The sequence below is a fragment of the Streptomyces morookaense genome, from assembly GCF_013030945.1.
GTDB classification, from domain to species: domain Bacteria; phylum Actinomycetota; class Actinomycetes; order Streptomycetales; family Streptomycetaceae; genus Streptomyces; species Streptomyces morookaensis.
Genome location: NZ_JABBXF010000059.1, coordinates 1 through 22,733 on the forward strand (window position 1 = coordinate 1; position 22,733 = coordinate 22,733).

Sequence of the window (22,733 nt, forward strand, 5' to 3'; positions counted from 1 at the left end):
CGACCAGGCGGCGGGGCGCGGGGGGCGGGGGCGCCTGGCGCGGGGGAGGGGGTGCCGCCGGGGACGGCGTTGGCGCCGGTGCCGCCGGGTCCGGTTCCGCCGCCGCCCGCGAGGGCCTCGGTACGGCGCCGGACCGGGCCGGCAGGAACGTCGCCGGGACGGGGACCCCGGCGGAGTCGCAGGGGACGGGGCCGGACGGGGGTCGTGCGGTCACGGGGTGGTCCTCCCAGGGGAATTGCGTCGGTCGGGCTGTCATACGGGGCGCGGGCCCGGGGCGCCGAGGCCGGACGGCTCCCCGGCGAGGCGGTGGATCGCGGACATCGGGACGGACAGCCAGTCCGGGCGGTGCCGGGCCTCGTACAGCACCTCGTAGACGGCCTTGTCGGTCTCGTGGGCCCGCAGCAGCCGGGGGTCCTCGCGGGGGTCGTGGTGGACGGCGGCGTAGCCCTCGCAGAAGGCGTCGCGGGCGCGCTGCGCCCACTCGGTGCCGGTCGCGTGGCCGACGGCCGCCGCGTAGTCGAAGGAGCGCAGCATGCCGGCGACATCGCGGGCGACGGGCTGCGGCCGGCGCCGCTCGGCGAGCGGGCGGGCGGGCTCGCCCTCGAAGTCGATGAGCGACCAGCGGCCGTCCGCCGCGGTGCGCAGCGCCTGCCCGAGGTGCAGGTCGCCGTGGATGCGCTGGGCGCGCCAGGTGCGTCCGGCCCGGCCGAGTCCGGCGAGTTCCTCGTAGGCGGAGCGCAGTGCGGTCCGGTACGGGCGCAGTGCGGGCACGGCGTCGGCGGCGGACTCCAGGCGCCGGGTCATGCCGGCGGCGAGGCGTTCGAGCTGCGGACGGCGCAGCACGACGGTGGGCAGGGCCTCGGCGAGGGCCAGGTGCACCTCGGCCGTGGCGTGGCCGAGGGCGCGCGCGGAGGCGGCGAAGTCGGCGCGCACGGCCAGGGCGCCCAGGGCCAGTTGCCAGCCGTCGGCGGAGCCGGCGAGGTAGGGCTGGAGCACGCCCAGGGTCATCGGTTCCGCACCGGGCGGGCCGGGCGGCTCGGCCTCGAACCAGGCGGCGGGCGCGGGGACGCGCGAGCAGCCGGCGTTCGCGAGTGCACGCGGCAGTTCGAGGTCGGGGTTGGTGCCGGGGCCCACGCGGCGGAAGAGCTTGAGGATATACGTTTCGCCGTATACGGCCGAGGAGTTGGACTGCTCGGCGCCCAGGAGGCGGGGCGTGAGACCGGACGGGATGGACGCGTCCGCTTCGCGGCTGAAACGGAGCGGACCGAGCCGGCCGGGCATCCGGAGCCGCTCCAGCAGCAGCGCGGCGAGCCGGGGATCGGCGAGGCCCTCGTAGAGGGTGCAGCCGTGCAGCGGCCCGTCGGCCGGCCGCCCGATGAGCGCCGGGGCCAGCTGCGGGGGCAGCACGTCCTGGACGCCGAGCAGCAGTTGGTAGCAGTCCTGGGTACCGCGCCCCTGACCGGGGGCCGCGGGCTGCTGGGCCCGTACGAGCAGATGCAGCAGCCCGGGCGCACTCCCGCCCCGCGCCCGGGGCAACAGCTCGGTGGCGGACACCAGGCTGAACCCGCTGATGGGCCGCCCCTTCCCGGCGAACCACCGCTGCCGCGGCAGCCATTCCCGCAACAGCGGGACCAGGGAGCGGAGCAGCTCGGGGGCGGTGGGGGCCGGCTGCGAATACCGGTGCGTATCCGGCGGGTTGGGGTCGGTGCGCCCCGCACCGGGGGGCGCCGCCGGTTCGCCGCCCACGGGGGCGGCATCGGCCTGGGGGGCCGTTGCGGGGGTGCCCGGCACGGGTGCGTCGGGGTATGCGGTACCGGGCGGTCGGGGCCGTCCGGCACGGCCGCCGGGGGGCGCCGGCTGCTCGCCGCCTGCGGGGGCGGTGCGCGGCCCGGGCCCGTCGGGCAACGGCGTCGGGACGGTGTCCGCCTCGGGCGAATCCCCCGCGGCGGCCCGTGCGGGCTCTGCGGGGGGCGCGCCGGGTCCCGCGGGGGTCCCGGCAGATGCTGCGGCTCCCCGAGGGCCCCCCGCCAGGGGCCTGGCCTGCGGTGCGTCCGACATGGCGTCGCGTCCTTTCCCCGGGCACACGACAGATTGGGCAAAGTGTCCCGGATTGCGGCTTTGGCCAGTGCGCGGTGCGGGACGTGTCGGGCGAGGATCGTCCGTACGGTCAGTGACAACGGCCCGTGTGTGCGGATGCGATCTCTTCGGCCCGGCCCGTGCGTAGTAGTAGGGGTTCCCAGGGTCGGGGCGGGAAAACGCCTGTGCGCGGGCGGGCCGCGCACAGGGGTGGTTCAGTGGCCCGCGGCCGGCGCCGGGGTGTTGCGGCGCAGACGGAACCAGTAGAAGCCGTGGCCTGCGAGGGTGAGCAGGTAGGGCAGTTCGCCGATGGCGGGGAAGCGGACGCCGCCGATCAGCTCGACGGGGTGCCGGGTGTTGAACGCCCGCAGATCCAGCTCGGTCGGCTGTGCGAAGCGGGAGAAATTGTTCACGCACAGGACCAGGTCGTCACCGTGCTCGCGCAGGAACGCCAGCACCGCCGGGTTGCTCGACTGCAGTTCCGTGTAGGAGCCGAGGCCGAACGCCGGGTTCTGCTTGCGGATCTCGATCATCCGGCGCGTCCAGTGGAGGAGCGACGAGGGGGAGGACATGGCCGCCTCCACGTTCGTCACCTGGTAGCCGTAGACCGGGTCCATGATCGTCGGCAGGTAGAGCCGGCCCGGGTCGCACGACGAGAAGCCCGCGTTGCGGTCCGGCGTCCACTGCATCGGCGTGCGCACCGCGTCCCGGTCGCCGAGCCAGATGTTGTCGCCCATGCCGATCTCGTCGCCGTAGTACAGGATCGGCGAGCCCGGCAGGGACAGCAGCAGTGCGGTGAACAGCTCGATCTGGTTGCGGTCGTTGTCGAGCAGCGGGGCCAGCCGGCGCCGGATGCCGATGTTGGCCCGCATCCGCGGATCCTTCGCGTACTCCGCCCACATGTAGTCGCGCTCTTCGTCCGTGACCATCTCGAGCGTGAGCTCGTCGTGGTTGCGCAGGAAGATCCCCCACTGGCAGCCGGACGGGATCGCCGGGGTCTTGGCCAGGATTTCCGAGACGGGGTAGCGCGACTCCCGCCGCACCGCCATGAAGATGCGCGGCATCACGGGGAAGTGGAACGCCATATGGCACTCGTCGCCGCCGTGCTCGAAGTTGCCGAAGTAGTCGACGACGTCCTCGGGCCACTGGTTGGCCTCCGCCAGCAGCACCGTGTCCGGGTAGTGCGCGTCGATCTCGGCGCGCACCCGCTTGAGGAACCGGTGCGACTGCGGGAGGTTCTCGCAGTTGGTGCCCTCCTGGGCGAACAGATACGGCACGGCGTCCAGCCGGAAGCCGTCGATGCCGAGGTCCAGCCAGAACCGCAGGGCGGCGAGGATCTCCTCCTGCACGGCCGGATTCTCGTAGTTGAGGTCCGGCTGATGGGAGAAGAAGCGGTGCCAGTAGTACTGCTTGCGCACCGGGTCGAAGGTCCAGTTCGACGTCTCGGTGTCGACGAAGATGATGCGCGCGTCGGGGTACTGCTTGTCGTCGTCGGCCCACATGTAGTAGTCGCCGTAGGGGCCGTCGGGATCGGTGCGCGACTGCTGGAACCAGTCGTGCTGATCGCTCGTATGGTTCATGACAAAGTCGATGATGACGCGCATCCCGCGCTGGTGCGCCGCGTCCACGAACTCCACGAAGTCGGCGAGGTCGCCGAACTCCGGGAGCACCGAGGTGTAGTCGGAGACGTCGTAGCCGCCGTCCCGCAGCGGCGACTGGAAGAACGGCGGCAGCCAGAGGCAGTCGACGCCCAGCCACTGCAGGTAGTCCAGTTTGGCGGTGAGTCCCTTGAGGTCGCCGATGCCGTCACCGTCGCTGTCCTGGAACGAGCGTACGAGCACTTCGTAGAAGACGGCGCGCTTGAACCAGTCGGGATCCCGGTCCTTCGCGGGAGTGTCCTCGAACGTGTCCTGGACGGGCTCATTGACGATCATGGTGTGGGTGACCCTCCGATCGGTGAGGACGGTCGCAGCGAGAACACGTGCGCAGGCGCCATCGGACGGCCCGGCTCGAGGCGCACATAGTTGTCCCTGCCCCAGTGATAGGTCTCTCCGGTGAGCTCGTCGCGCACCGGCACGGACTCGCCCCATTCGAGGCCGAGTTCCGGCATGTTCAACGAGACCGTCGCCTCCTGGGTGTGGTGGGGGTCCAGGTTGACGACCGCCAGGACACAGGAACTGCCGGAGCGCTTGGAGTAGGCGATCACGGCATCGTTGTCCGCGCTGTGGAAGCGCAGGTTGCGCAGCCCGTGCAGGGCGGGTTGACGGCGCCTCAGCCGGTTGAGGGCGGTGAGCAGCGGGGCGAGGCTGCGCCCCTCGCGTTCGGCCTTCTCCCAGTCCCGCGGCCGCAGTTGGTACTTCTCGGAGTCGAGGTATTCCTCGCTGCCCTCGCGGACCGGCGTGTTCTCGCACAGCTCGAATCCCGCGTAGACGCCCCAGGACGGGCTCAGCGTCGCCGCCAGCACCGCGCGTGCGGCGAAGGCGGGCCGGCCGCCGTCCTGCAGGTAGGCGTGCAGGATGTCGGGGGTGTTCACGAACAGGTTCGGACGCATGAAGGCGGCCGATTCACCGGCGAGTTCGGTCAGGTACTCCGTGATCTCGTGCTTGGTGTTGCGCCAGGTGAAGTAGGTGTACGACTGCTGGAAGCCGACGGCACCCAGCGTGCGCATCATCGCGGGCCGGGTGAACGCCTCGGCGAGGAAGACGACATCGGGATCCGTGCGCCCGATTTCCGCGATCACCCGCTCCCAGAAGGCGACGGGCTTGGTGTGGGGATTGTCGACGCGGAAGACCCTGATCCCGCGCTCCATCCAGAAGCGCAGGACGCGCAGCGTCTCCGCGGTCAGCCCCTCCGGGTCCGCGTCGAAGGCCAGGGGGTAGATGTCCTGGTATTTCTTCGGCGGATTCTCGGCATAGGCGATGGAGCCGTCGGCACGGTGGTGGAACCATTCCGGGTGCTTGTCCACCCAGGGGTGGTCGGGGGAGCACTGCAGCGCGAAGTCGAGCGCCACCTCCATGCGCAGCTCGCGCGCCCGGGACACGAAATGCGCGAAGTCCTCGAAGGTGCCCAGGTCCGGGTGCAGTGCATCGTGTCCGCCCTCCGCGGAGCCGATGGCCCATGGGCTGCCGACGTCCCAAGGGCCCGCCGTGAGCGCGTTGTTGGGGCCCTTGCGGAAGGAGGTGCCGATGGGGTGGACCGGGGGGAGGTAGACGACGTCGAAGCCCATCGCGGCGATCGCCGGCAGCCGCTCGGCGGCGGTCCGGAACGTACCGCTGCGGGGCCGGGCGCCCTCCGCCACCACCGCGCCCTCGGAGCGCGGGAACATCTCGTACCACGCGCCGAACAGCGCCCGCTCGCGCTCCACCAGCACCGGAACGGGCCTGCTGACGGTGACCAGTTCGCGCAGCGGCCACGCGGCCAGCGCGGCCGTGACCTCGGGCGCGAGGGCCGCGGCGAGCCGGTCGGCGGGGCGCCGGCCGCGGTCGCGCAGGGCGTCCACCGCGCTCAGCACGGCTTCCCGGCCGTTCTTCTTCGGCACGCCGGCGGCGGCCCGTTCGTGCAGCCGGGCGCCCTCCTCCAGCACCAGGTCCGTGTCGATCCCGGCCGGGACCTTGATCTGCGCGTGGTGCCGCCACGTCGTCACCGGATCGCCCCAGGCCTCCACCGCGTACGTCCAGCGGCCCTCGGCGTCGGGGGTGACCTCCGCGCCCCACCGGTCGGTGCCCGGAGCCAGCTCCCGCATCGGCGTCCACGGCCCGCTGCGGCCCTGCGCGTCCCGCAGCACCACATTCGCCCCCACCGCGTCGTGCCCCTCGCGGAACACCGTGGCGGTCACCTCGAACGTCTCCCCCACCACGGCCTTGACCGGTCGTCGGCCGCAGTCGACGAGCGGTGCGAGGTCGAGGACGGGAATGCGGCCGATCATGGGATCACCTGGGAATTCGACGTCGGGGGACGGGGGATGGGCGGATCCGGACGCTGTTCTTTCTAGCCGTTTCGCCGGCCGTCGGCGGAGTGCGGGCATGAGGGCTCCTGTCCGCGTTCACTCGGGTGGGCGGAGACAACGCGCTGACGTAGCTGGAGTAAAGGCGACGGACGGCCGCCCGTGGATACGGATGAGCTTTCCCACCGGCCCCCGCCCTGCATGCCGGGTCCGTATGAACTACTCGTGCGTAGTTCGCGTGGCACCGTGTGGGGAGGGCGGACGGACCCCCGTCACCCGTACGGAGTCTGCTCGCTGGGCCGACCGTGTGCAATGTGACGAAAGGAGGCTTCCGGCAGCCAAATGAGGGAACGCTCCCCGACTTCACCTTCGAAGGCCGTAGCGCCCGTTGGCCTTGGACCCTGGTGATGTACGCGCGGCGTATTTTTGCCTAGTACTTTCTTACGGGACGCAAACCCCCCGCACGGACTCGGGTGCGGTCAGGCGGACGAGGGTACTTGGCGGCTTGGGCCCTGCCGCGGGGCGGTGCGGCGCTACCGTCGGGGGAGTGAAGGCCATTCGTCGATTCAGCGTGCGCCCCGTCCTTCCGGAGCCCCTACGACCGCTCAGCGAACTGGCGCGCAATCTGCGCTGGTCCTGGCATGCCGAGACGCGCGAACTCTTCCAGTCCGCCGACCCCGAGGGCTGGCGCGCGGCGGGCGGCGATCCGTTGCGCCTGCTCGGCGCCCTCTCCGCCGACCGCCTCGCGGCGCTCTCCGGGGACCGCCGCTTCCGGCGGCGCCTGGCGGCCGCCGCCGACGACCTGCAGGACTATGTCACCGGCCGCCGCTGGTACCAGGAACAGCCGGCGGGACTCCCCGCCGCGGTCGCCTACTTCTCGCCCGAGTTCGGCATCACCGCCGCCCTCCCGCAGTACAGCGGCGGCCTCGGCATCCTGGCCGGAGACCATCTGAAGGCCGCCAGCGACCTGGGAGTTCCCCTCATCGGCGTCGGACTGCTCTACCGGCACGGCTATTTCCGGCAGTCCCTCTCCCGCGAGGGCTGGCAGCAGGAGCACTACCCCCTGCTCGACCCCAACGAGCTCCCGCTGACCGTGCTCCGCGAACCCGACGGCAGCCCCAGCAGAGTCACCCTCGCGCTGCCCGGAGGCCGCAGCCTGCTCGCCCACATCTGGCAGGCGCAGGTGGGCCGGGTGCCGCTGCTGCTGCTCGACTCCGACGTCGAGGAGAACGCCCCCGGCGAACGCGATGTCACCGACCGGCTCTACGGCGGCGGCAGCGAACACCGGCTGCTGCAGGAGATGCTGCTGGGCATCGGCGGCGTACGGGCGGTCCGGGCGTACTGCCGGCTCACCGGACACCCGGACCCCGAGGTCTTCCACACCAACGAGGGCCACGCCGGTTTCCTCGGCCTGGAGCGCATCCGCGAACTCACCTGCCGGGGCGTCGAGTTCGACGCCGCGCTCGAAAGCGTGCGGGCCGGCGCCGTCTTCACCACCCACACCCCCGTGCCCGCCGGCATCGACCGCTTCGACCGCGAACTCGTCGGCCGGCACTTCGGCGACGACGGCGAACTGCCCGGAATCGACGCCGGACGCATCCTCGCCCTCGGCCTGGAGACCTACCCCGGCGGCGAGCCCAACCTCTTCAACATGGCCGTCATGGGCCTGCGCCTGGCGCAGCGTGCCAACGGCGTCTCCGTCCTGCACGGCAGGGTGAGCCGCGAGATGTTCGCCGGACTGTGGCCGGGTTTCGACGCCGACGAGGTGCCGATCACCTCCGTCACCAACGGCGTCCACGCGCCCACCTGGGTCGCCCCCGAGGTCTTCCGGCTGGGCGCCCGCCGCGTCGGCATCGGCCGCGCCGAGGAGGCGCTGAGCATCGGCGGCGCCGAGCGCTGGGACTCCGTCGCCGAGATCTCCGACGACGACATCTGGCAGCTGCGGCGCACCCTGCGCGAGCAGCTGGTGGAGGAGGTGCGCGAGCGGCTGCGCGCCGCCTGGCGCGAGCGCGGGGCCGGCGCGGCCGAACTCGGCTGGATCGACGGCGTGCTGGACCCCGGCGTCCTCACCATCGGCTTCGCCCGGCGCGTGCCCTCGTACAAGCGGCTCACCCTCATGCTCCGCGACCGCGACCGGCTCATGGAACTGCTGCTGCACCCCGAGCACCCGGTGCAGATCGTCGTCGCGGGCAAGGCCCACCCGGCCGACGACAGCGGCAAGCGCCTGGTCCAGGAGCTCGTCCGGTTCGCCGACGACCCGCGGGTGCGCCACCGCATCGTCTTCCTCCCGGACTACGGCATGGCCATGGCGCAGAAGCTGTACCCGGGCTGCGACGTGTGGCTCAACAACCCGCTGCGCCCGCTGGAGGCCTGCGGCACCTCCGGGATGAAGGCCGCGCTCAACGGCTGCCTCAACCTGTCCGTCCTGGACGGCTGGTGGGACGAGTGGTACGACCCGGACTTCGGCTGGGCCATCCCGACCGCCGACGGCACCGGCACGGACGAGGACCGCCGCGACGACCTTGAGGCGGCGGCGCTGTACGAGCTGCTGTCGCAGCAGGTGACGCCGTGCTTCTACGACCGGGGTCCGGGCGGGCTGCCGGTGCGCTGGATCGAGATGGTCCGCCGGACCCTGGCGACCCTCGGGCCGAAGGTGCTGGCCGGGCGCATGGTGCGCGAGTACGTGGAGGAGCTGTACGGCCCGGCCGCCGAGGCGCAGCGGGCGCTGAACCCGGCTGCCGCGGCCGACCTGTCCGCCTGGAAGGCGCGGGTCCGTGCCGGGTGGTCCGGGGTGGCCGTCGACCACGTCGAGGCGGTGACGGACAGCCCGCTCAACGGCACGGCCGAGCTGGGGTCGACGGTGTCCCTGCGGGTGAGCGTCCGGCTGGGCGAACTGGAGCCGTCCGACGTGGAGGTGCAGGCCGTTGCGGGCCGGGTGGACCCGGCGGACCGGCTGACCGCGCCGGCCACGTTCCCGCTGAAGCCGACGGGTGCGGCGGGCCTGGACGGGCGCCGCCTCTACGAAGGCCCGCTGACCTTCGACCGCACCGGCCCGTTCGGCTACACGGTACGCATCCTGCCGGCGCACCGGCTGCTCGCCGGCGGGGCGGAGATGGGCTTGGTGGCGGTACCGCCGGAGGCCTCGGGGGACGGCGGGGTACTGATGCGGTAGCGAGCCCGCCCACCCGCCCGTTACCCGGAAACGCCACGGCGTTGCCGGTGATCGGGTGGGTGGGCGGGGAACGGGGGTCCGGGGGCGGAGCCCCCGGCGGCCACCGGCGGTCAGCCGAATGTCAAGCGCCAGCTGTTCACCGTGCCGGTGTCACCGGCGTACATGTCCTGCACCCGCAGCTTCCAGGTGCCCTTCGCAGCCACCGCGGAAGCGTCGACGGTGTACGTCTCTTTCACGTTCGCCGCCGAGTCCCACATGTCCGCGCTCTTCAGCCGCCACGTCTTGCCGTTCGGTGCGACGAGGTCGATCTGCAGGTCGCCCCGGTAGGTGTGCGTGATGTTCACGGTCGCCTTGAGCGCCTTCGGGCCGTTGCCGGTGCGCGTCACGGTGACCGGCGAGGTGACCGCCGGGCCCGCGTCCGGGATGGCGACCGGTGTGGTGTTCTCGAAGACCGTGCCGCCGCCGTCCGCCGCGTTCACCGTCCAGGTGAAGGAGACCGTGCCGGTCTTGCCGGCCGCGTCCTTCACCGTCACGGTCACGGCGCTGCTTCCGGTGGCGGTCGGCGTCCCCGTGATCAGGCCGGTCGACGCGTTGATGGACAGGCCGGCCGGCAGTCCGGTCGCCGCGTAGCTCAGCGAACCGGTCGTCGGGCTGGTCGCCTTGATCTGCAGCGAGACCGGCGTGTTCACGATGCTGGTCTGGTCGCCGGGGCTGGTGACCGACACACCGCTGGAGAGCCGGCTGCCGACGTTGATGGCGGCCCATGCGTTGCCCACGTTGTTGTACGTGTCGCTGCCGACGCCGAAGAGCTGGCCGGCCGCCCACAGCGTGGCGTCGCGTGCGCCCGCGTAGTCGGTGGTGGACGTCATGCGCTCGGTGAGCGCCTTGTACCAGACGTTGGCCGCGTTGTCCCGGCCGACCGGGGTGACCGGCAGGCCGTCGGAGGTCGGGCTGTCGTAGTGGGTGCCGTTGATGTCCTTCGGGCCGCTGCCCTCGGAGGCCAGGTAGAACCAGTGGTTGGCCGGACCGGACGAGTAGTGGACGTCGACGTCGCCGACACCGGCGTACCAGCTGTCCTTGGAACTGCCGTCCTTGCTCGGCTGGTCCATGTAGCGCAGCGGGGTGCCGTTGCCGTTGATGTCGATCTTCTTGCCGATCATGTAGTCGCCCGGATCGGCGGGGTTGTTGGCCCACCACTTGACGGCGATGGCCATCATGTCGGAGGTGGCCTCGTTGAGGCCGCCGGACTCTCCGCTGTAGGTGAGGTTGGCGGTGGCGGAGGTGACGCCGTGCGTCATCTCGTGCGCGGCCACGTCGATGGCGGTGAGCGGGTGCGCGTCGCCGGAGCCGTCGCCGTAGGTCATGCAGAAGCAGCCGTCGTCCCAGAAGGCGTTGACGTAGCTGTTGCCGTAGTGCACCCGGCTGTACGCGCCCACGCCGTCGCCGCGGATGCCGCTGCGGTTGTGCACGGTCTTGTAGTAGTCCCAGGTCAGTTGGGCGCCGTAGTGCGCGTCGGCACCGGCCGTGGCGGGGTCGTTGACCGTGCCGTCGCCCCAGACGTCGCTGGAGTTGGTGAACAGCGTGCCGGTGCCGCTCGACCCGTGGTTGAGGTTGTACGTCTTGTGGCCGCCGCGCGACGCGTCGTTGAGCTGGTACTGGCCGCCCGACTGCGAGGTGCCCAGGGTGACCTTGCCGCTGTACTCCGTGTTGCCGGTGCCGGTCTTGACGCCCTGGAACTCGAAGAGCTTCTTGCCGGTCCGGGCATCCGTGATGACGTGCAGCTGGTTGGGGGTGCCGTCCTCCTGGAGGCCGCCGACGACGGTCTCGTAGGCGAGGACCGGCGTGCCGTGGCCCGCCCAGATCACCTTGCGGGGGGCACGGTCGGCCCGGGTGGCCGTGGAGCCCTGTGCGGCCGCGGACTTGACGGCGTCCTTCTCGGCGGCGGAGGCGGCGAAGGAGGGCGTGGTCGTCGGCACGGCCAGGCGGGCCTTGTTCGCCTTGGCGACGGTGGTGACCTTGCCGCCGGCGGTCGCGTCCACGACCAGGTCGCCGCCGAGGACCGGCAGGCCGTCGTATGTGCGCTCGTACCGGGTGTGCAGCGTGCCGTCGGCGTCCCGGGCGACGTCCTTGACGACGAGCTGCTCCCCGGAACCGAGGCCGAGGGTGCGGGCGGTCCGGGCCCGGGTCGCGGTGGCGTTGCGTATCAACTCGGCGCGCTGGGAGGGCGACAGCAGGGCGGGCCGGGCACCGGGGTCGGCCTTTGCGGCCTTCTGGCCGCCGGGCTCCGGGCGGGCGGTGGCGGAACCGGTCTGTACTCCGACGGCGATCATCGCCGTCACGGCTACCAGGGCGCCGGTCGCGACGGCGCGCCGATGGGGGGTGGATCTCACTCTGATCTCCTTCAGCCGATGGGCATGGAGAGAGGTTCGATCGGCGACGGGTCTGGGGGGGATGTGGGGGTGGCCCGTGCCAGTTGAGGTGAGAGTCCCACCGCAACCAAGTGGGTGTCATGGGCGGGTCAAGAAGTTGGCCGGAAAATGTCCGTTGGCCAAGGAAGGTTGTCCGCATAGCGGCAAGCGCCCCGAGGGGGCGCGGGGAACTGCGCGACAAGCCCCCACCGGCCCGCAGCCGACGCATCACCCAGGGGGTCCGGGGCGCAGCCCCGAGCCCCTCGTCCGCAGGCGCGCCGTGGCTGAGCGCGCAGTTCCTCCCCCAGCTACCGCTGGGAGGTGCCCCCAGCGCCCCTTCGGGGCGCCCTACACCAGGCTCTCCCGCCACGCCTTGTGCAGGTCCGCGAACCGCCCTGCCCCCGCGACGAGTTCGGACGGGGTGCCGTCCTCGACGATCCGTCCCCCGTCCATCACCAGCACCCGGTCCGCGATCTCCACCGTCGACAGCCGGTGCGCGATCACCACCGCCGTGCGGCCGTGCAGGACCGTGGCCATCGCCCGCTGCACCGCCCGTTCGCCGGGGATGTCCAGGGAGGACGTCGCCTCGTCGAGGATCAGCACCGCCGGGTCGGCGAGCAACGCACGGGCGAAGCCCACCAGTTGGCGCTGGCCCGCCGAGATGCGGCCGCCGCGTTTGCGGACGTCCGTGTCGTAGCCGTCGGGCAGGGCGGTGATGAAGTCGTGCGCACCGATGGCCCGCGCGGCCCGCTCGATCTCCTGGCGCGTCGCGCCGGGGCGGCCGATGGCGATGTTGTCGGCGACCGTCCCGGAGAACAGGAAGGACTCCTGCGTCACCATCACCACCCCGCGCCGCAGTTCGCGTCCGGACAGCGCGCTCAGCGGCACACCGTCGAGCAGTACGCGGCCCTCGGTGGGGTCGTAGAAGCGGGCCAGCAGCTTGGCGAGGGTGGACTTCCCGGCCCCCGTCGACCCGACGACCGCGACCGTCTCCCCGGCGCGCAGCGTCAGATCGAGGCGCGGCAGCACCTCCACCCCGGCGCGGTACGCGAAGCGCACCCCCTCGAAGACCACCTCGCGGCCGGGGCTGCCGGCCGCCCGCGCGGGCAGCGGTACGGGCTCCGCCGGCTCGGGCACGGAGGGGCGCCGGGCCAGCAGCTCGGCGATCTTCTCCAGCGAAGCGGCCGCGGACTGCCAGGAGTTGAGGAACGACCCCAGCCGGTCGATGGGGTCGTACAGCCGTCGCAGGTACAGCACGGCCGCCGCCAGCACCCCCAGCCCCAGTTCGCCGGCGGCCACCCGGCACGCACCCCACACCACGATCGTGGCCAGCACCGCATTGGCCACCAGCCGGGACGAGACCACGTAGCGCGCCATCTCCAGCAGCAACCGGGCGTTGCCCTCCAGGTGCCGTTCGTTGAGCACCGCGAAGTGCGCCTCGTTGGCGGCCTCGCGGCGGAACGCCTGGACCGGGCGGATGCCGTTCATGGTCTCGGTGAACTTCACGATGACCGCCGCCATCGCGGAGGAACGCATGCGGTAGACGACCGCGGAGCGGCGCCGGTAGGAGCGCACGAGCACGGACAGCGGGGCGAAGGAGAGCAGCGCGGCGGCGCCGATGCCCGGGTCCAGGTACAGCAGCATCGCCGAGACGTACAGCACCGACAGCGCGACGCCCATCAGTTCCTGCAGGCCGTCGTTGAGCAGCTCGCGGATCGACTCGACGTCGGTGGTGGCGCGGGCGATCAGCCGGCCGGAGGTGTAGCGCTCGTGGAAGTCGACGCTGAGGGACTGCGCGTGGCGGTAGAGCCGGCCGCGCAGCTCCAGCAGGGCGTCCTGGCCGATCCGGGCGCTCAGCCGCACGAAGACGAGCTGCAGCAGGCCGGAGGCCACGGCACAGAGCCCGTACCCGGCCGCGACGGCCATGAGCGGCCCGTGGTCGTGCCGGATGACGGCCGGCACGGCGTGGTCGATGGCATACGCGACGAGCAGCGGGCCCGCCTGGACCGCGGCCTGCTGGAGCAGCAGCAGGAGGGCCGCGGTGCGCACCCGGGCGCGGGCGGGTGCCAGCAGGGAGCGCAGCAGTGCTCTGGACGCGTCCCTCGGAACCTCACCGGCAGGGGAGTTCGTCATGGGGTGCCCTTCGGTCCGGACATCAGCGAGGCGTACTCCCGGTTGCCGTGGAGGAGTTCGTAGTGCGTGCCGACCGCCGTGATGCGCCCCTGCGACAGCAGTGCCACGCGGTCCGCCAGCAGGACGGTGGACGGGCGGTGGGCGACGACGAGGGCCGTCGTGTCCGCGAGGACCTCGCGCAGCGCGTTCTCGACCAGGGCCTCGGTGTGCACGTCGAGCGCGGAGAGCGGGTCGTCGAGGACGAGGAAGCGGGGACTGCCGACGACCGCGCGGGCGAGCGCGAGCCGCTGGCGCTGGCCGCCGGACAGGCTGAGGCCCTGCTCGCCGACCTGAGTGCGGTGCCCCTCGGGCAGGTCGTGGACGAACCCGGCCTGGGCGACGGCGAGGGCGCGGTCGAGATCCTCCTCCCCGGCGTCGTCGGCGCCCATGAGGACGTTCTCCCCGGCGCTGGCGGAGAACAGCGTCGGCTCCTCGAAGGCGACGGCCACCCACTGGCGCAGCCGGCTGCGCGGCACCGCGGTGACGTCGGTGCCGTCGAGGGTGATGCGGCCCGCGGTCGCCTCGTGGAGCCGCGGGATGAGGGAGACCAGGGTGGTCTTGCCGCTGCCGGTGGTGCCGACGAGGGCCATGGTCTCGCCGCGGCGGATGTGCAGGTCGACCCCGCGCAGCACGGGCGGGGTGCCGGGCGGCGCGTCGGGGTAGCGGAACTCGACGCCCTCCAGCCGCAGTCCGCCGTCGCCGCGGCACGGCGCGCAGCGCGGCCGCCGGATCCGCGGCTCCCGGGCGGCGGGCGGTGCGGTGTCCATCACCTCGAAATAGCGGTCCGCGGCCGTCGCCGTCTCGTTGGTCAGGGCGAGCAGGAAGCCGATCGACTCGACCGGCCAGCGCAGCGCCAGCGCCGTCGACAGGAACGCCACCAGGGTGCCCGTGGAGAGCTGCCCGTCGGCGACCTGCAGCGTGCCGAGCACCAGGGCCGTGCCGACGGCCAGTTCGGGCAGGATCATGATGAGCGCCCAGAGCGCGCCCAGCAGGGCGGCCTTGTGCAGCTCGATGCCACGCAGCCCCTCCGCGAGCGTGCCGAAGGCCCGCTGCAGCGCCGGGTGGCGGCCGAAGCCCTTGACGATGCGGATGCCGAGGACGCTCTCCTCGATGACGGTCGTCAGATCCCCGATCCGGTCCTGCGCGGTGCGCGCCGCCCGCGCGTAGCGCTCCTCGAAGAACCAGCACAGCGCGACGAGCGGGACGACCGGGGCCAGCAGGACGAGCCCGAGCCGCCACTCCTGCATCAGCAGAATGGTGAAACCCACCACGATCGTGGCCCCGTTGACCAACAGGAAGGTCAGCGGGAACGCCAGGAAGATGCGCACGAGCATCAGATCGGTCGTGCCGCGCGAGAGCAACTGCCCGGAGGGCCAGCGGTCGTGGAAGGAGACCGGCAGACGCTGCAGATGCGCATACAGCGCCGCTCGCATGTCCGCCTCGACCCGCGCCAGCGGCCGCGCCACCAGCACCCGCCGCAGCCCGAACAGCCCCGCCTCCGCGGAACCGACCAGCAGCAGCATCAGCCCGCCGAGCCACACCCCGGACGGCTCGCGGCGCGCTATCGGCCCGTCCACGGTCCACTTCAGGGCGAGCGGGATCACCAGGCTCAGGCAGGAGGCCGCCACGGTCACCAGCGCGGCCGCCGCCAGCCGCCGGTGCACGGGCCGCACATAGGGCCACAGGCGCAGCAACGACCGTACGGCCGACCGGTGTTCGGCCGGGCGGGTCGCTTCACGGGTTCCGGTCATCAGGTGCGAGACTACGGTTCACCACTGACACCGCCCACCGGGATTCCCGCCCCGGGCCCGCGGGCGGTGGCGAGCGCCGGTCCGTGCGCGGGACGCGTGCCCGTACGCTCCCGGTGCCCGCTACGCACGCACCCCCCGGCCCGTGGGCACGGCGCGCAGGAGCAGCACCGAACGCGCGGGCACCACCGTCCGCGCGCCTGCTCTGCGCCGGCTCTCCGGAGCGGCCTGCTGGTCCTCCCGCGAGGTGTCCGCCACCAGTTCGTACGCCTCCGCCCACGGCGGGCCCGGCAGCAGGAAGCGGACCGGGCGCGGGCCCGCGTGCAGGATCACCAGGAAGCTGTCGTCCGTGACCGGTGCGCCCGTCGGACCGCGCTGCGGGATGTCGCGGCCCGAGAGGTACATGCCGAGCGTGGCCGTCGGGCCGTACCAGTCGGCCTCGGTCATCTCCGTGCCGCCCGGCGTGAACCAGGCCAGGTCCCGCAGGCCCTGCGCGCTCTGCGGACGGCCGGAGAAGAACACGCGGCTGCGCAGCACCGGATGGGCGCGGCGCAGGGCCAGCAGCCGGGAGCAGAGGCGGGCGACGGCCCGCCAGCCGGGGTCCTCCAGCGCGGACCAGTCGACCCAGCCGGTCTCGTTGTCCTGACAGTAGGCATTGTTGTTGCCGCCCTGGGTCCGGCCCATCTCGTCACCCGCCACCAGCATCGGCACGCCCGTGGACAGCAGGAGGGTGGTGAGCAGGTTGCGGATCTGGCGGCGGCGCAGGGCGAGCACGTCCGGGTCGTCGGTCTCGCCCTCGGTGCCGCAGTTCCACGAGCGGTTGACGTCCGTGCCGTCCCGGTTGCCCTCGCCGTTGGCCTCGTTGTGCTTGCGGTCGTAGCTGACGAGGTCGCGCAGCGTGAAACCGTCGTGCGCCGTCACGAAGTTGACGGAGGCGTGGGGGCGGCGGCCGCCCCAGGCGTAGAGGTCGCTGGAGCCCGTGAGCCGGTAGCCCAGGTCGCGCACATCGGGCAGGGCGCCGCGCCAGAAGTCGCGCACGGCGTCCCGGTAGCGGTCGTTCCACTCGGCCCACGGCGGCGGGAAGGCGCCCACCCGGTACCCGCCGGGGCCCACGTCCCACGGCTCGGCGATGAGCTTGACGCGGCGCAGCACCGGGTCCTGGGCGACGACCGTGAGGAAGGGCGAGAGCATGTCGGGCTCGTCCGTGCCGCGCATGTCCCGGGCCAGCGTCGCGGCGAGGTCGAAGCGGAAGCCGTCGACGCCCATCTCGGTGACCCAGTAGCGCAGCGAGTCGGATATCAGGCGCAGCACATGGGGCTGTGCGACGTGCAGGGTGTTGCCGCAGCCGGTGTAGTCGGCGTAGCGGCGTGCGTCGCCCTGGAGGCGGTAGTAGCGGCGGTTGTCGATGCCGCGCAGCGAGAAGGTGGGTCCGAGCTCGCCGCTCTCGGCGGTGTGGTTGTAGACCACGTCGAGGATGACCTCGATGCCCGCCGTGTGCAGGGCCCGCACCATCGCCCGGAACTCGGCGACCTGCTGGCCGCGCGTGCCGGAGGCCGCGTAGGCGGCGTGCGGGGCGAAGTAGCCGATGGAGTTGTAGCCCCAGTAGTTGCCCAGTCCGCGCCGCAGCAGGTGGTCCTCGTGCGCGAACTGGTGGACGGGCAGCAGCTCCACGGCCGTCACGCCCAGCCGCACCAGGTGCTCCAGGGCCGCCGGGTGCGCCAGGCCCGCGTAGGTGCCGCGCAGCCGCTCGGGCACGCCGGGGTGGCGCATGGTGAAGCCGCGCACGTGCAGTTCGTAGAGGACGGTGTCGGCCCACGGGGTGTCGGGGCGGCGGTCGTCCGGGTCGTCGCGGTCCGCGACCACCACGCCCTTGGGGACGTGGGGTGCGGAGTCCCGTTCGTCGCGTACGGTGTCGGCGACGTGCTGCTGCGGCCAGTCGCGCACGTGTCCGTAGACCTCGGCCGGGAGCGCGGTGCGCGGGTGCCCGGGCGGGCCGCCGAAGTCGCCGTCGACGGCGCGGGCGTAGGGGTCCAGGAGGAGTTTCGCGGGGTTCCAGCGGGCGCCGGTCCAGGGGTCCCAGCGGCCGTGCACGCGGTAGCCGTAGCAGCGTCCGGGAAGGACGCCGGGCACGAAGCCGTGCCATATCTCGTGCGTCAACTCCGTCAATGGATGACGGGTTTCACCCCCTGCCGGGTCGTCGGTCCCGTCCTCGCCGAACAGGCACAGTTCGACGGCTTCCGCCCCTCCGGCCCACAGCGCGAAGTTCGTCCCCGCCACGCCGTGCGCGTCCACCGTGAAGTGCGCCCCGAGCGGTTCCGGGCTGCCCGGCCACACGGGAGCGCCCGGGCCGGCCGGGCGGGGGCGGCCGTTGACACGGGCGAACTGGGCGTCCTGCCGCGCCTCTTGCTCGGACGCGCTCTTCTCGGATGCGCTCGACACGTGTTCGCCTCCGGCGGCTCTGGGACGGCGCACCCGGGGCACCCGGCGTCCCGTCCGGGGGCCCGGTGGTTGCGCTCTTTCCCGGTCTTCCCCGGTTTCTTCCCGGATCCACGTATGCGCTCACACGTGTGATCGGCCGCAGCAAGCGAGTGCAGTGACGTTTCTCGGGAGGGGAAGCGTCGTTGGGCCCGGTGTGACACTTGGACTCTCGCGCGCGGTACGGGCACTGGCCGTGCCGGCGGCGGCCCTTGCCTGCCTGGTCGTGCTCGGCGGGTGCACCTCGGTCTCCCCGGTGACCCCGGCCGCCCCGCGGACCGCGTTCACCGACGACGCACGCCCCGCCGCCGGGCTGATCCGTGTCGTCCCCGGCGACCGCGCGGAGGACGTCCCGGCGGACGCCCGGTTCGAGGTGCGGGTCCCGCACGGCACCCTGGAACGGGTGGACGTCACCGAGACCCAGGACGGCGGGCAGCGCCCCCTGGCGGGCCGGATCACCCCGGACGGCCACACCTGGCGGCCCACCGCGCAGGGCAGGCTCGGGCTGGCCGCCCGCTACGCCGTGGACGTGGTGGCGCGCGACGTCTCCGGCCACCGCGCCGCCCGGCACACCACGTTCACGACGTACGTGCCCGAGCACCGCTTCATCGGGTACTTCACGCCGGAGCCGAACAGCACCGTGGGCACCGGCATGATCGTTTCGCTTGGCTTCAACCGGCCCATCACCGACCGGGCCGCCGTCGAACGCGCCATCCGCGTCACCTCCGACCCGCCCGCCGAGATCGCCGCGCACTGGTTCGGCCCCACCCGCCTCGACTTCCGGCCGCGTACGTACTGGAAGCCCGGCACCGTCGTCAGCCTCGCCCTGCGACTGCGCGATGTGCGCGGCGGCGAGGGCGTCTACGGCTCGCAGGACAAGACCGTCACCTTCACCGTCGGCCGCAGCCAGATCAGTACGGTCGACGCCGCGCGGCACACCATGGAAGTCGTCCGCGACGGCCGGACGATGGCGACGCTGCCCATCACGGCCGGCGGCCCGGGCAATGCCACCTACAACGGACGGATGGTTATCAGCGAGAAGTTCGACGTGACCCGGATGAACGGCGGCACAGTGGGCTTCGGGGGCGAGTACGACATCTCGGACGTACCGCATGCCATGCGCCTGACCGCCTCCGGGACGTTCCTGCACGGCAACTACTGGGCCCGGCCGGGGGCGTTCGGCACCGTGAACACCAGTCACGGCTGTATCGGGCTGCGCGACACCCAGGGCGGCAGCACGTCGAGCCCGGCGGGCTGGTTCTACGACGCCTCGCTCGTCGGCGACGTCGTCGAGGTCGTCCACTCCGGGGAGCGGACCGTGGCCCCGGACAACGGGCTGGGCGGCTGGAACATGTCCTGGGAGGAGTGGCGCGCGGGGTCGGCGCTCGGGGGCTGACCCCGCCTCACCGGGTGCCACGCCCGTTCGCACGCCCCCGAGTTCGACCCGCCGGGTATCTCGGCATATGCTGCGCGCCTGGTGACCGTGTCCGGAAACAACCGCTTCACTTCAGTCACCTCCCTCACCCCAGGCGCACGGTTCGTATCACCCCTCTCATTTGGGACCGAACGGTGACATTCGCTAGGTCAGCGTCGCCAAAGGCGTGTGGTTATCTATCGACATGCGCGTGAGCCGCGCACAGGGGGCGCCGCGTGGCCGTGCGCCATGCGAAGGGAGACAACCGTTGTGAACGTGCAGCCGATACCGGTGCGCCGAGGCCGTCGGGCAGGCCTGTCCGCACTGTTGATCGGAACGGTGCTGACGCTGGTCAGCGCCTGCGGCGGGGACGGTGACGGGGGGAAGGCGAGCGGCAAGGCCGACGGTGCCTCCGTCGCCGTGGTGGACATCGCGCCCAAGGACGGTGCGAGCGACGTCGCCACGAGCGGCGCGCTCAAGATCACTGCGGAGAAGGGCAGTCTGACGTCCGTCAAGGTCGCCGACGCCAAGGGCAACACGGTCGACGGCAAGATATCCGGGGGCGGTTCGGAGTGGCAGCCCTCCGGGCACCTCGCCGCCTCCACGAAGTACACGGTCGACGCGGTGGCGAAGGACGACAAGGGCCGCGAGTCGGCCAAGCACGCCGTCTTCACCACCCTCACGCCCCAGAACACCTTCGTCGGCTATTTCACGCCGGAGGACGGCACCACCGTCGGCGTGGGCATGCCCGTATCCATCAATTTCAGCCGCGGCATCACCGACCCCAAGGCCGTCCAGCAGGCCATCAAGGTGACCGCCGAGCCGGCCGTCGACATCAAGCCGCACTGGTTCGGCAACGACCGCCTCGACTTCCGTCCGGAGAACTACTGGGCGGCCGGCACCAAGGTGACGGTCAGCATGGACCTCGACGGCGTGCAGGGCCGCGAGGGCGTCTACGGCACCCAGAAGAAGACGGTGAAGTTCACCGTCGGCCGCAGCCAGGTCAGCACGGTCGACGCGAGCAGCCACCAGATGACCGTGGTGCGGGACGGCAAGACCCTCAAGACCATCCCGATCTCGGCCGGCGGACCGGGCCACTCGACGTACAACGGCCAGATGGTCATCAGCGAGAAGGACGAAGTCACCCGCATGGACGGCCGCACGGTCGGCTTCGGCGGCGAGTACGACATCTCCGACGTGCCGCACGCCATGCGCCTGTCCAACTCGGGCACCTTCATCCACGGCAACTACTGGTCCGGTGAAGGAACGTTCGGCTCGGAGAACGCCAGCCACGGCTGCGTCGGCCTGTACGACGAGCGCGGCGGCGCGGACCCCTCCACGCCGGCCTCCTGGTTCTTCAACAACTCGCTCATCGGCGACGTGGTGATCGTGAAGAACTCCGAGGACAAGACGATCCAGCCGGACAACGGGCTCAACGGCTGGAACATGCCGTGGTCCCAGTGGACGGCCCCGAGCGGCGGCGACTCCGGCAACTGACGCCTCTTCCGACGGCTGTTCGGGCGGCCCGGTGCACTGTGACCAAGTGCACCGGGCCGCCCTTCGTTAACGGGGGCTAACCTGCTGCCATGACTGTGCATCTTGAGGTCGCCGAGGGTGTCGGCACGCTCCGCCTGGACCGCCCGCCGATGAACGCACTGGACGTCGCCATGCAGGACCGGCTCCGCGAGCTGGCCGAGGAGGTGACCCACCGGGACGACGTGCGCGCCGTCGTGGTGTGGGGCGGGGAGAAGGTGTTCGCGGCCGGCGCGGACATCAAGGAGATGCAGAAGATGGACCACGCCGCGATGGTGGCCCGGTCCCGCGGCCTCCAGGACGCCTTCACCGCCGTCGCCCGGATCCCCAAGCCCGTCGTCGCCGCCGTCACCGGCTATGCGCTCGGCGGCGGCTGCGAACTCGCGCTCTGCGCCGACTACCGGATCGCCGGGGAGAACGCCAAGCTCGGCCAGCCCGAGATCCTGCTGGGCCTCATCCCCGGCGCGGGCGGCACCCAGCGGCTGTCCCGGCTCATCGGCCCGTCCCGTGCCAAGGACCTCATCTTCACGGGACGTCAGGTGAAGGCGGACGAGGCGCTCACGCTCGGTCTCGTCGACCGCGTGGTGCCGGCCGGCGAGGTCTACGAGCAGGCGCACGCCTGGGCGGCCCGGCTCGCGGCCGGCCCGGCCATCGCCCTGCGCGCCGCCAAGGAGGCGGTGGACGCGGGCCTGGAGACCGACATCGACAACGGGCTCACCATCGAACGCACCTGGTTCGCCGGGCTCTTCGCCACCGAGGACCGCGCGATCGGTATGCGCAGCTTCGTCGAGGAAGGGCCTGGCAAGGCCAAGTTCGTCTGAACCATGGCCTGTTGAGGAGATACGCCCGGAGTCCCGCGCTCCGGGCGTTGCCTCTTGTGGGGGAATTCCGGCACGACTCCGCATGCTCCCGGGAGCCTTGCGCCAAGCCGTCGGCGCGCCGTGGTGGATCGGGGTCCGCCGCAGGTCAGTTGCCCTCTTCCCGGCGCGCCGGAGCCAGTGGCATATGTCGCGGAGGCTCCCCGGAGGGCTCGCCTCCGGGGAATCGGATCCGGCCGTTCCTCATCCCTTGTGACGAAACGGCGGCCATGATGGGGGACATGGCGGGCCTGGAGGGAATGGAGCAGCCGCGGCAGCGGGCCGTTGCGACCCCGGTGCGGTGGACGCCGAACGTCGAGGACGAGCTGGCGCTCAAGGCGCTGGAGCTGTTCGGCAATCCGATGACGGGTGAGATCCGGCTGCCCTCCCAGCCCCCATCCGCCGTGGCCGCCCGCCGGCTGACCCAGACCGTGTGCCTGCGGCACTGGGGGCTCAACGCCCAGATCACCGAACACGCCGTGCTGCTCGTCTCGGAGCTCGTCGGCAACGCCGTCCGGCACACCGGCGCCCGCTACTTCGGGCTGCGGATGCGGCGCCGGCGCGGCTGGATGCGCATCGAGGTGCGCGACCCCTCGCGCGGGCTGCCGTGCCTGATCCCGGTGCGCGAGCTGGACACCAGCGGGCGCGGGCTGTTCCTGGTGGACAAGCTGTCGGACCGCTGGGGCGTGGACCTGCTCGCGTGCGGCAAGACGACCTGGTTCGAGATGCGGGTGGCCGACCGCTGACGCGACGACGAAGAGGCCCCCATCCGTCGTCGTACGACGGGCCGGGGGCCTCTTCGTTGTGGCCGCGGAAAGGGGTGGGGTGTATTCCGCGGCGCGATGACGACCTGGCCCGGGTCAATGGGGGTCGTGGCTTCGACTATGGCAGACGCGGGTAGTCAATACCAAAACGAGTCCCGCTCATTCCAAGGT

The 22,733-nt window shown here is 72.1% G+C and carries 12 protein-coding genes; 5 read left to right on the forward strand and 7 right to left on the reverse strand.

Going from position 1 to position 22,733, the window contains the following annotated elements; translation table 11 throughout:
* Positions 1 to 252: 252 nt before the first annotated feature.
* The 3 genes from HG542_RS23625 to HG542_RS23635 form a co-directional block, all read right to left on the reverse strand.
* On the reverse strand, positions 253 to 1,791 hold the full coding sequence (locus HG542_RS23625; protein WP_438816704.1) for a maltokinase N-terminal cap-like domain-containing protein: 1,539 nt from the start codon (positions 1,789 to 1,791) through the stop codon (positions 253 to 255).
* Between the two features lie 500 nt (positions 1,792 to 2,291).
* Entirely contained in the window at positions 2,292 to 4,010 is a 1,719-nt protein-coding gene (gene treS / locus HG542_RS23630; RefSeq protein WP_171084676.1) for a maltose alpha-D-glucosyltransferase, read from the reverse strand.
* Positions 4,007 to 6,001: an alpha-1,4-glucan--maltose-1-phosphate maltosyltransferase gene (locus HG542_RS23635; protein ID WP_171084678.1), complete on the reverse strand. Its 1,995-nt coding sequence runs from the start codon at positions 5,999 to 6,001 to the stop codon at positions 4,007 to 4,009. Before HG542_RS23635 ends, treS begins: the two co-directional genes overlap by 4 nt.
* A gap of 565 nt (positions 6,002 to 6,566) precedes the next feature.
* Here HG542_RS23635 and glgP point away from each other — a divergent pair.
* The gene (gene glgP, locus HG542_RS23640) at positions 6,567 to 9,191 is read left to right on the forward strand and encodes an alpha-glucan family phosphorylase (protein ID WP_171084679.1); all 2,625 of its coding nucleotides are present in this window, start codon (positions 6,567 to 6,569) and stop codon (positions 9,189 to 9,191) included.
* 110 nt (positions 9,192 to 9,301) lie between these two features.
* Here glgP and HG542_RS23645 read toward each other — a convergent pair whose 3' ends face one another.
* The 4 genes from HG542_RS23645 to glgX all read right to left on the reverse strand — a co-directional run bounded on the left by HG542_RS23645 (position 9,302) and on the right by glgX (position 17,958).
* On the reverse strand, positions 9,302 to 11,581 hold the full coding sequence (locus HG542_RS23645; RefSeq protein ID WP_229922512.1) for a M4 family metallopeptidase: 2,280 nt from the start codon (positions 11,579 to 11,581) through the stop codon (positions 9,302 to 9,304).
* A gap of 366 nt (positions 11,582 to 11,947) precedes the next feature.
* Positions 11,948 to 13,732: an ABC transporter ATP-binding protein gene (locus tag HG542_RS23650; RefSeq protein ID WP_171084680.1), complete on the reverse strand. Its 1,785-nt coding sequence runs from the start codon at positions 13,730 to 13,732 to the stop codon at positions 11,948 to 11,950.
* The gene (locus HG542_RS23655; protein ID WP_171084681.1) at positions 13,729 to 15,522 is read right to left on the reverse strand and encodes an ABC transporter ATP-binding protein; all 1,794 of its coding nucleotides are present in this window, start codon (positions 15,520 to 15,522) and stop codon (positions 13,729 to 13,731) included. Before HG542_RS23655 ends, HG542_RS23650 begins: the two co-directional genes overlap by 4 nt.
* A 120-nt stretch (positions 15,523 to 15,642) precedes the next feature.
* Complete coding sequence (gene glgX / locus HG542_RS23660) at positions 15,643 to 17,958, reverse strand: glycogen debranching protein GlgX (protein ID WP_171084682.1); 2,316 nt, start codon at positions 17,956 to 17,958, stop codon at positions 15,643 to 15,645.
* 193 nt (positions 17,959 to 18,151) lie between these two features.
* Between glgX and HG542_RS23665 the strand changes: the two genes are divergently transcribed.
* From HG542_RS23665 to HG542_RS23680, 4 genes are all read left to right on the forward strand, one after another.
* The gene (locus HG542_RS23665) at positions 18,152 to 19,390 is read left to right on the forward strand and encodes a L,D-transpeptidase (protein WP_373313087.1); all 1,239 of its coding nucleotides are present in this window, start codon (positions 18,152 to 18,154) and stop codon (positions 19,388 to 19,390) included.
* Between the two features lie 267 nt (positions 19,391 to 19,657).
* Entirely contained in the window at positions 19,658 to 20,905 is a 1,248-nt protein-coding gene (locus tag HG542_RS23670) for a L,D-transpeptidase (RefSeq protein WP_171084683.1), read from the forward strand.
* An 89-nt stretch (positions 20,906 to 20,994) separates the two neighbouring features.
* Positions 20,995 to 21,762: an enoyl-CoA hydratase/isomerase family protein gene (locus tag HG542_RS23675; RefSeq protein ID WP_171084684.1), complete on the forward strand. Its 768-nt coding sequence runs from the start codon at positions 20,995 to 20,997 to the stop codon at positions 21,760 to 21,762.
* 266 nt (positions 21,763 to 22,028) lie between these two features.
* A complete protein-coding gene (locus HG542_RS23680) occupies positions 22,029 to 22,544 on the forward strand; it encodes an ATP-binding protein (RefSeq protein ID WP_227725353.1) in 516 nt (171 codons plus the stop codon).
* Positions 22,545 to 22,733 lie beyond the last annotated feature (189 nt).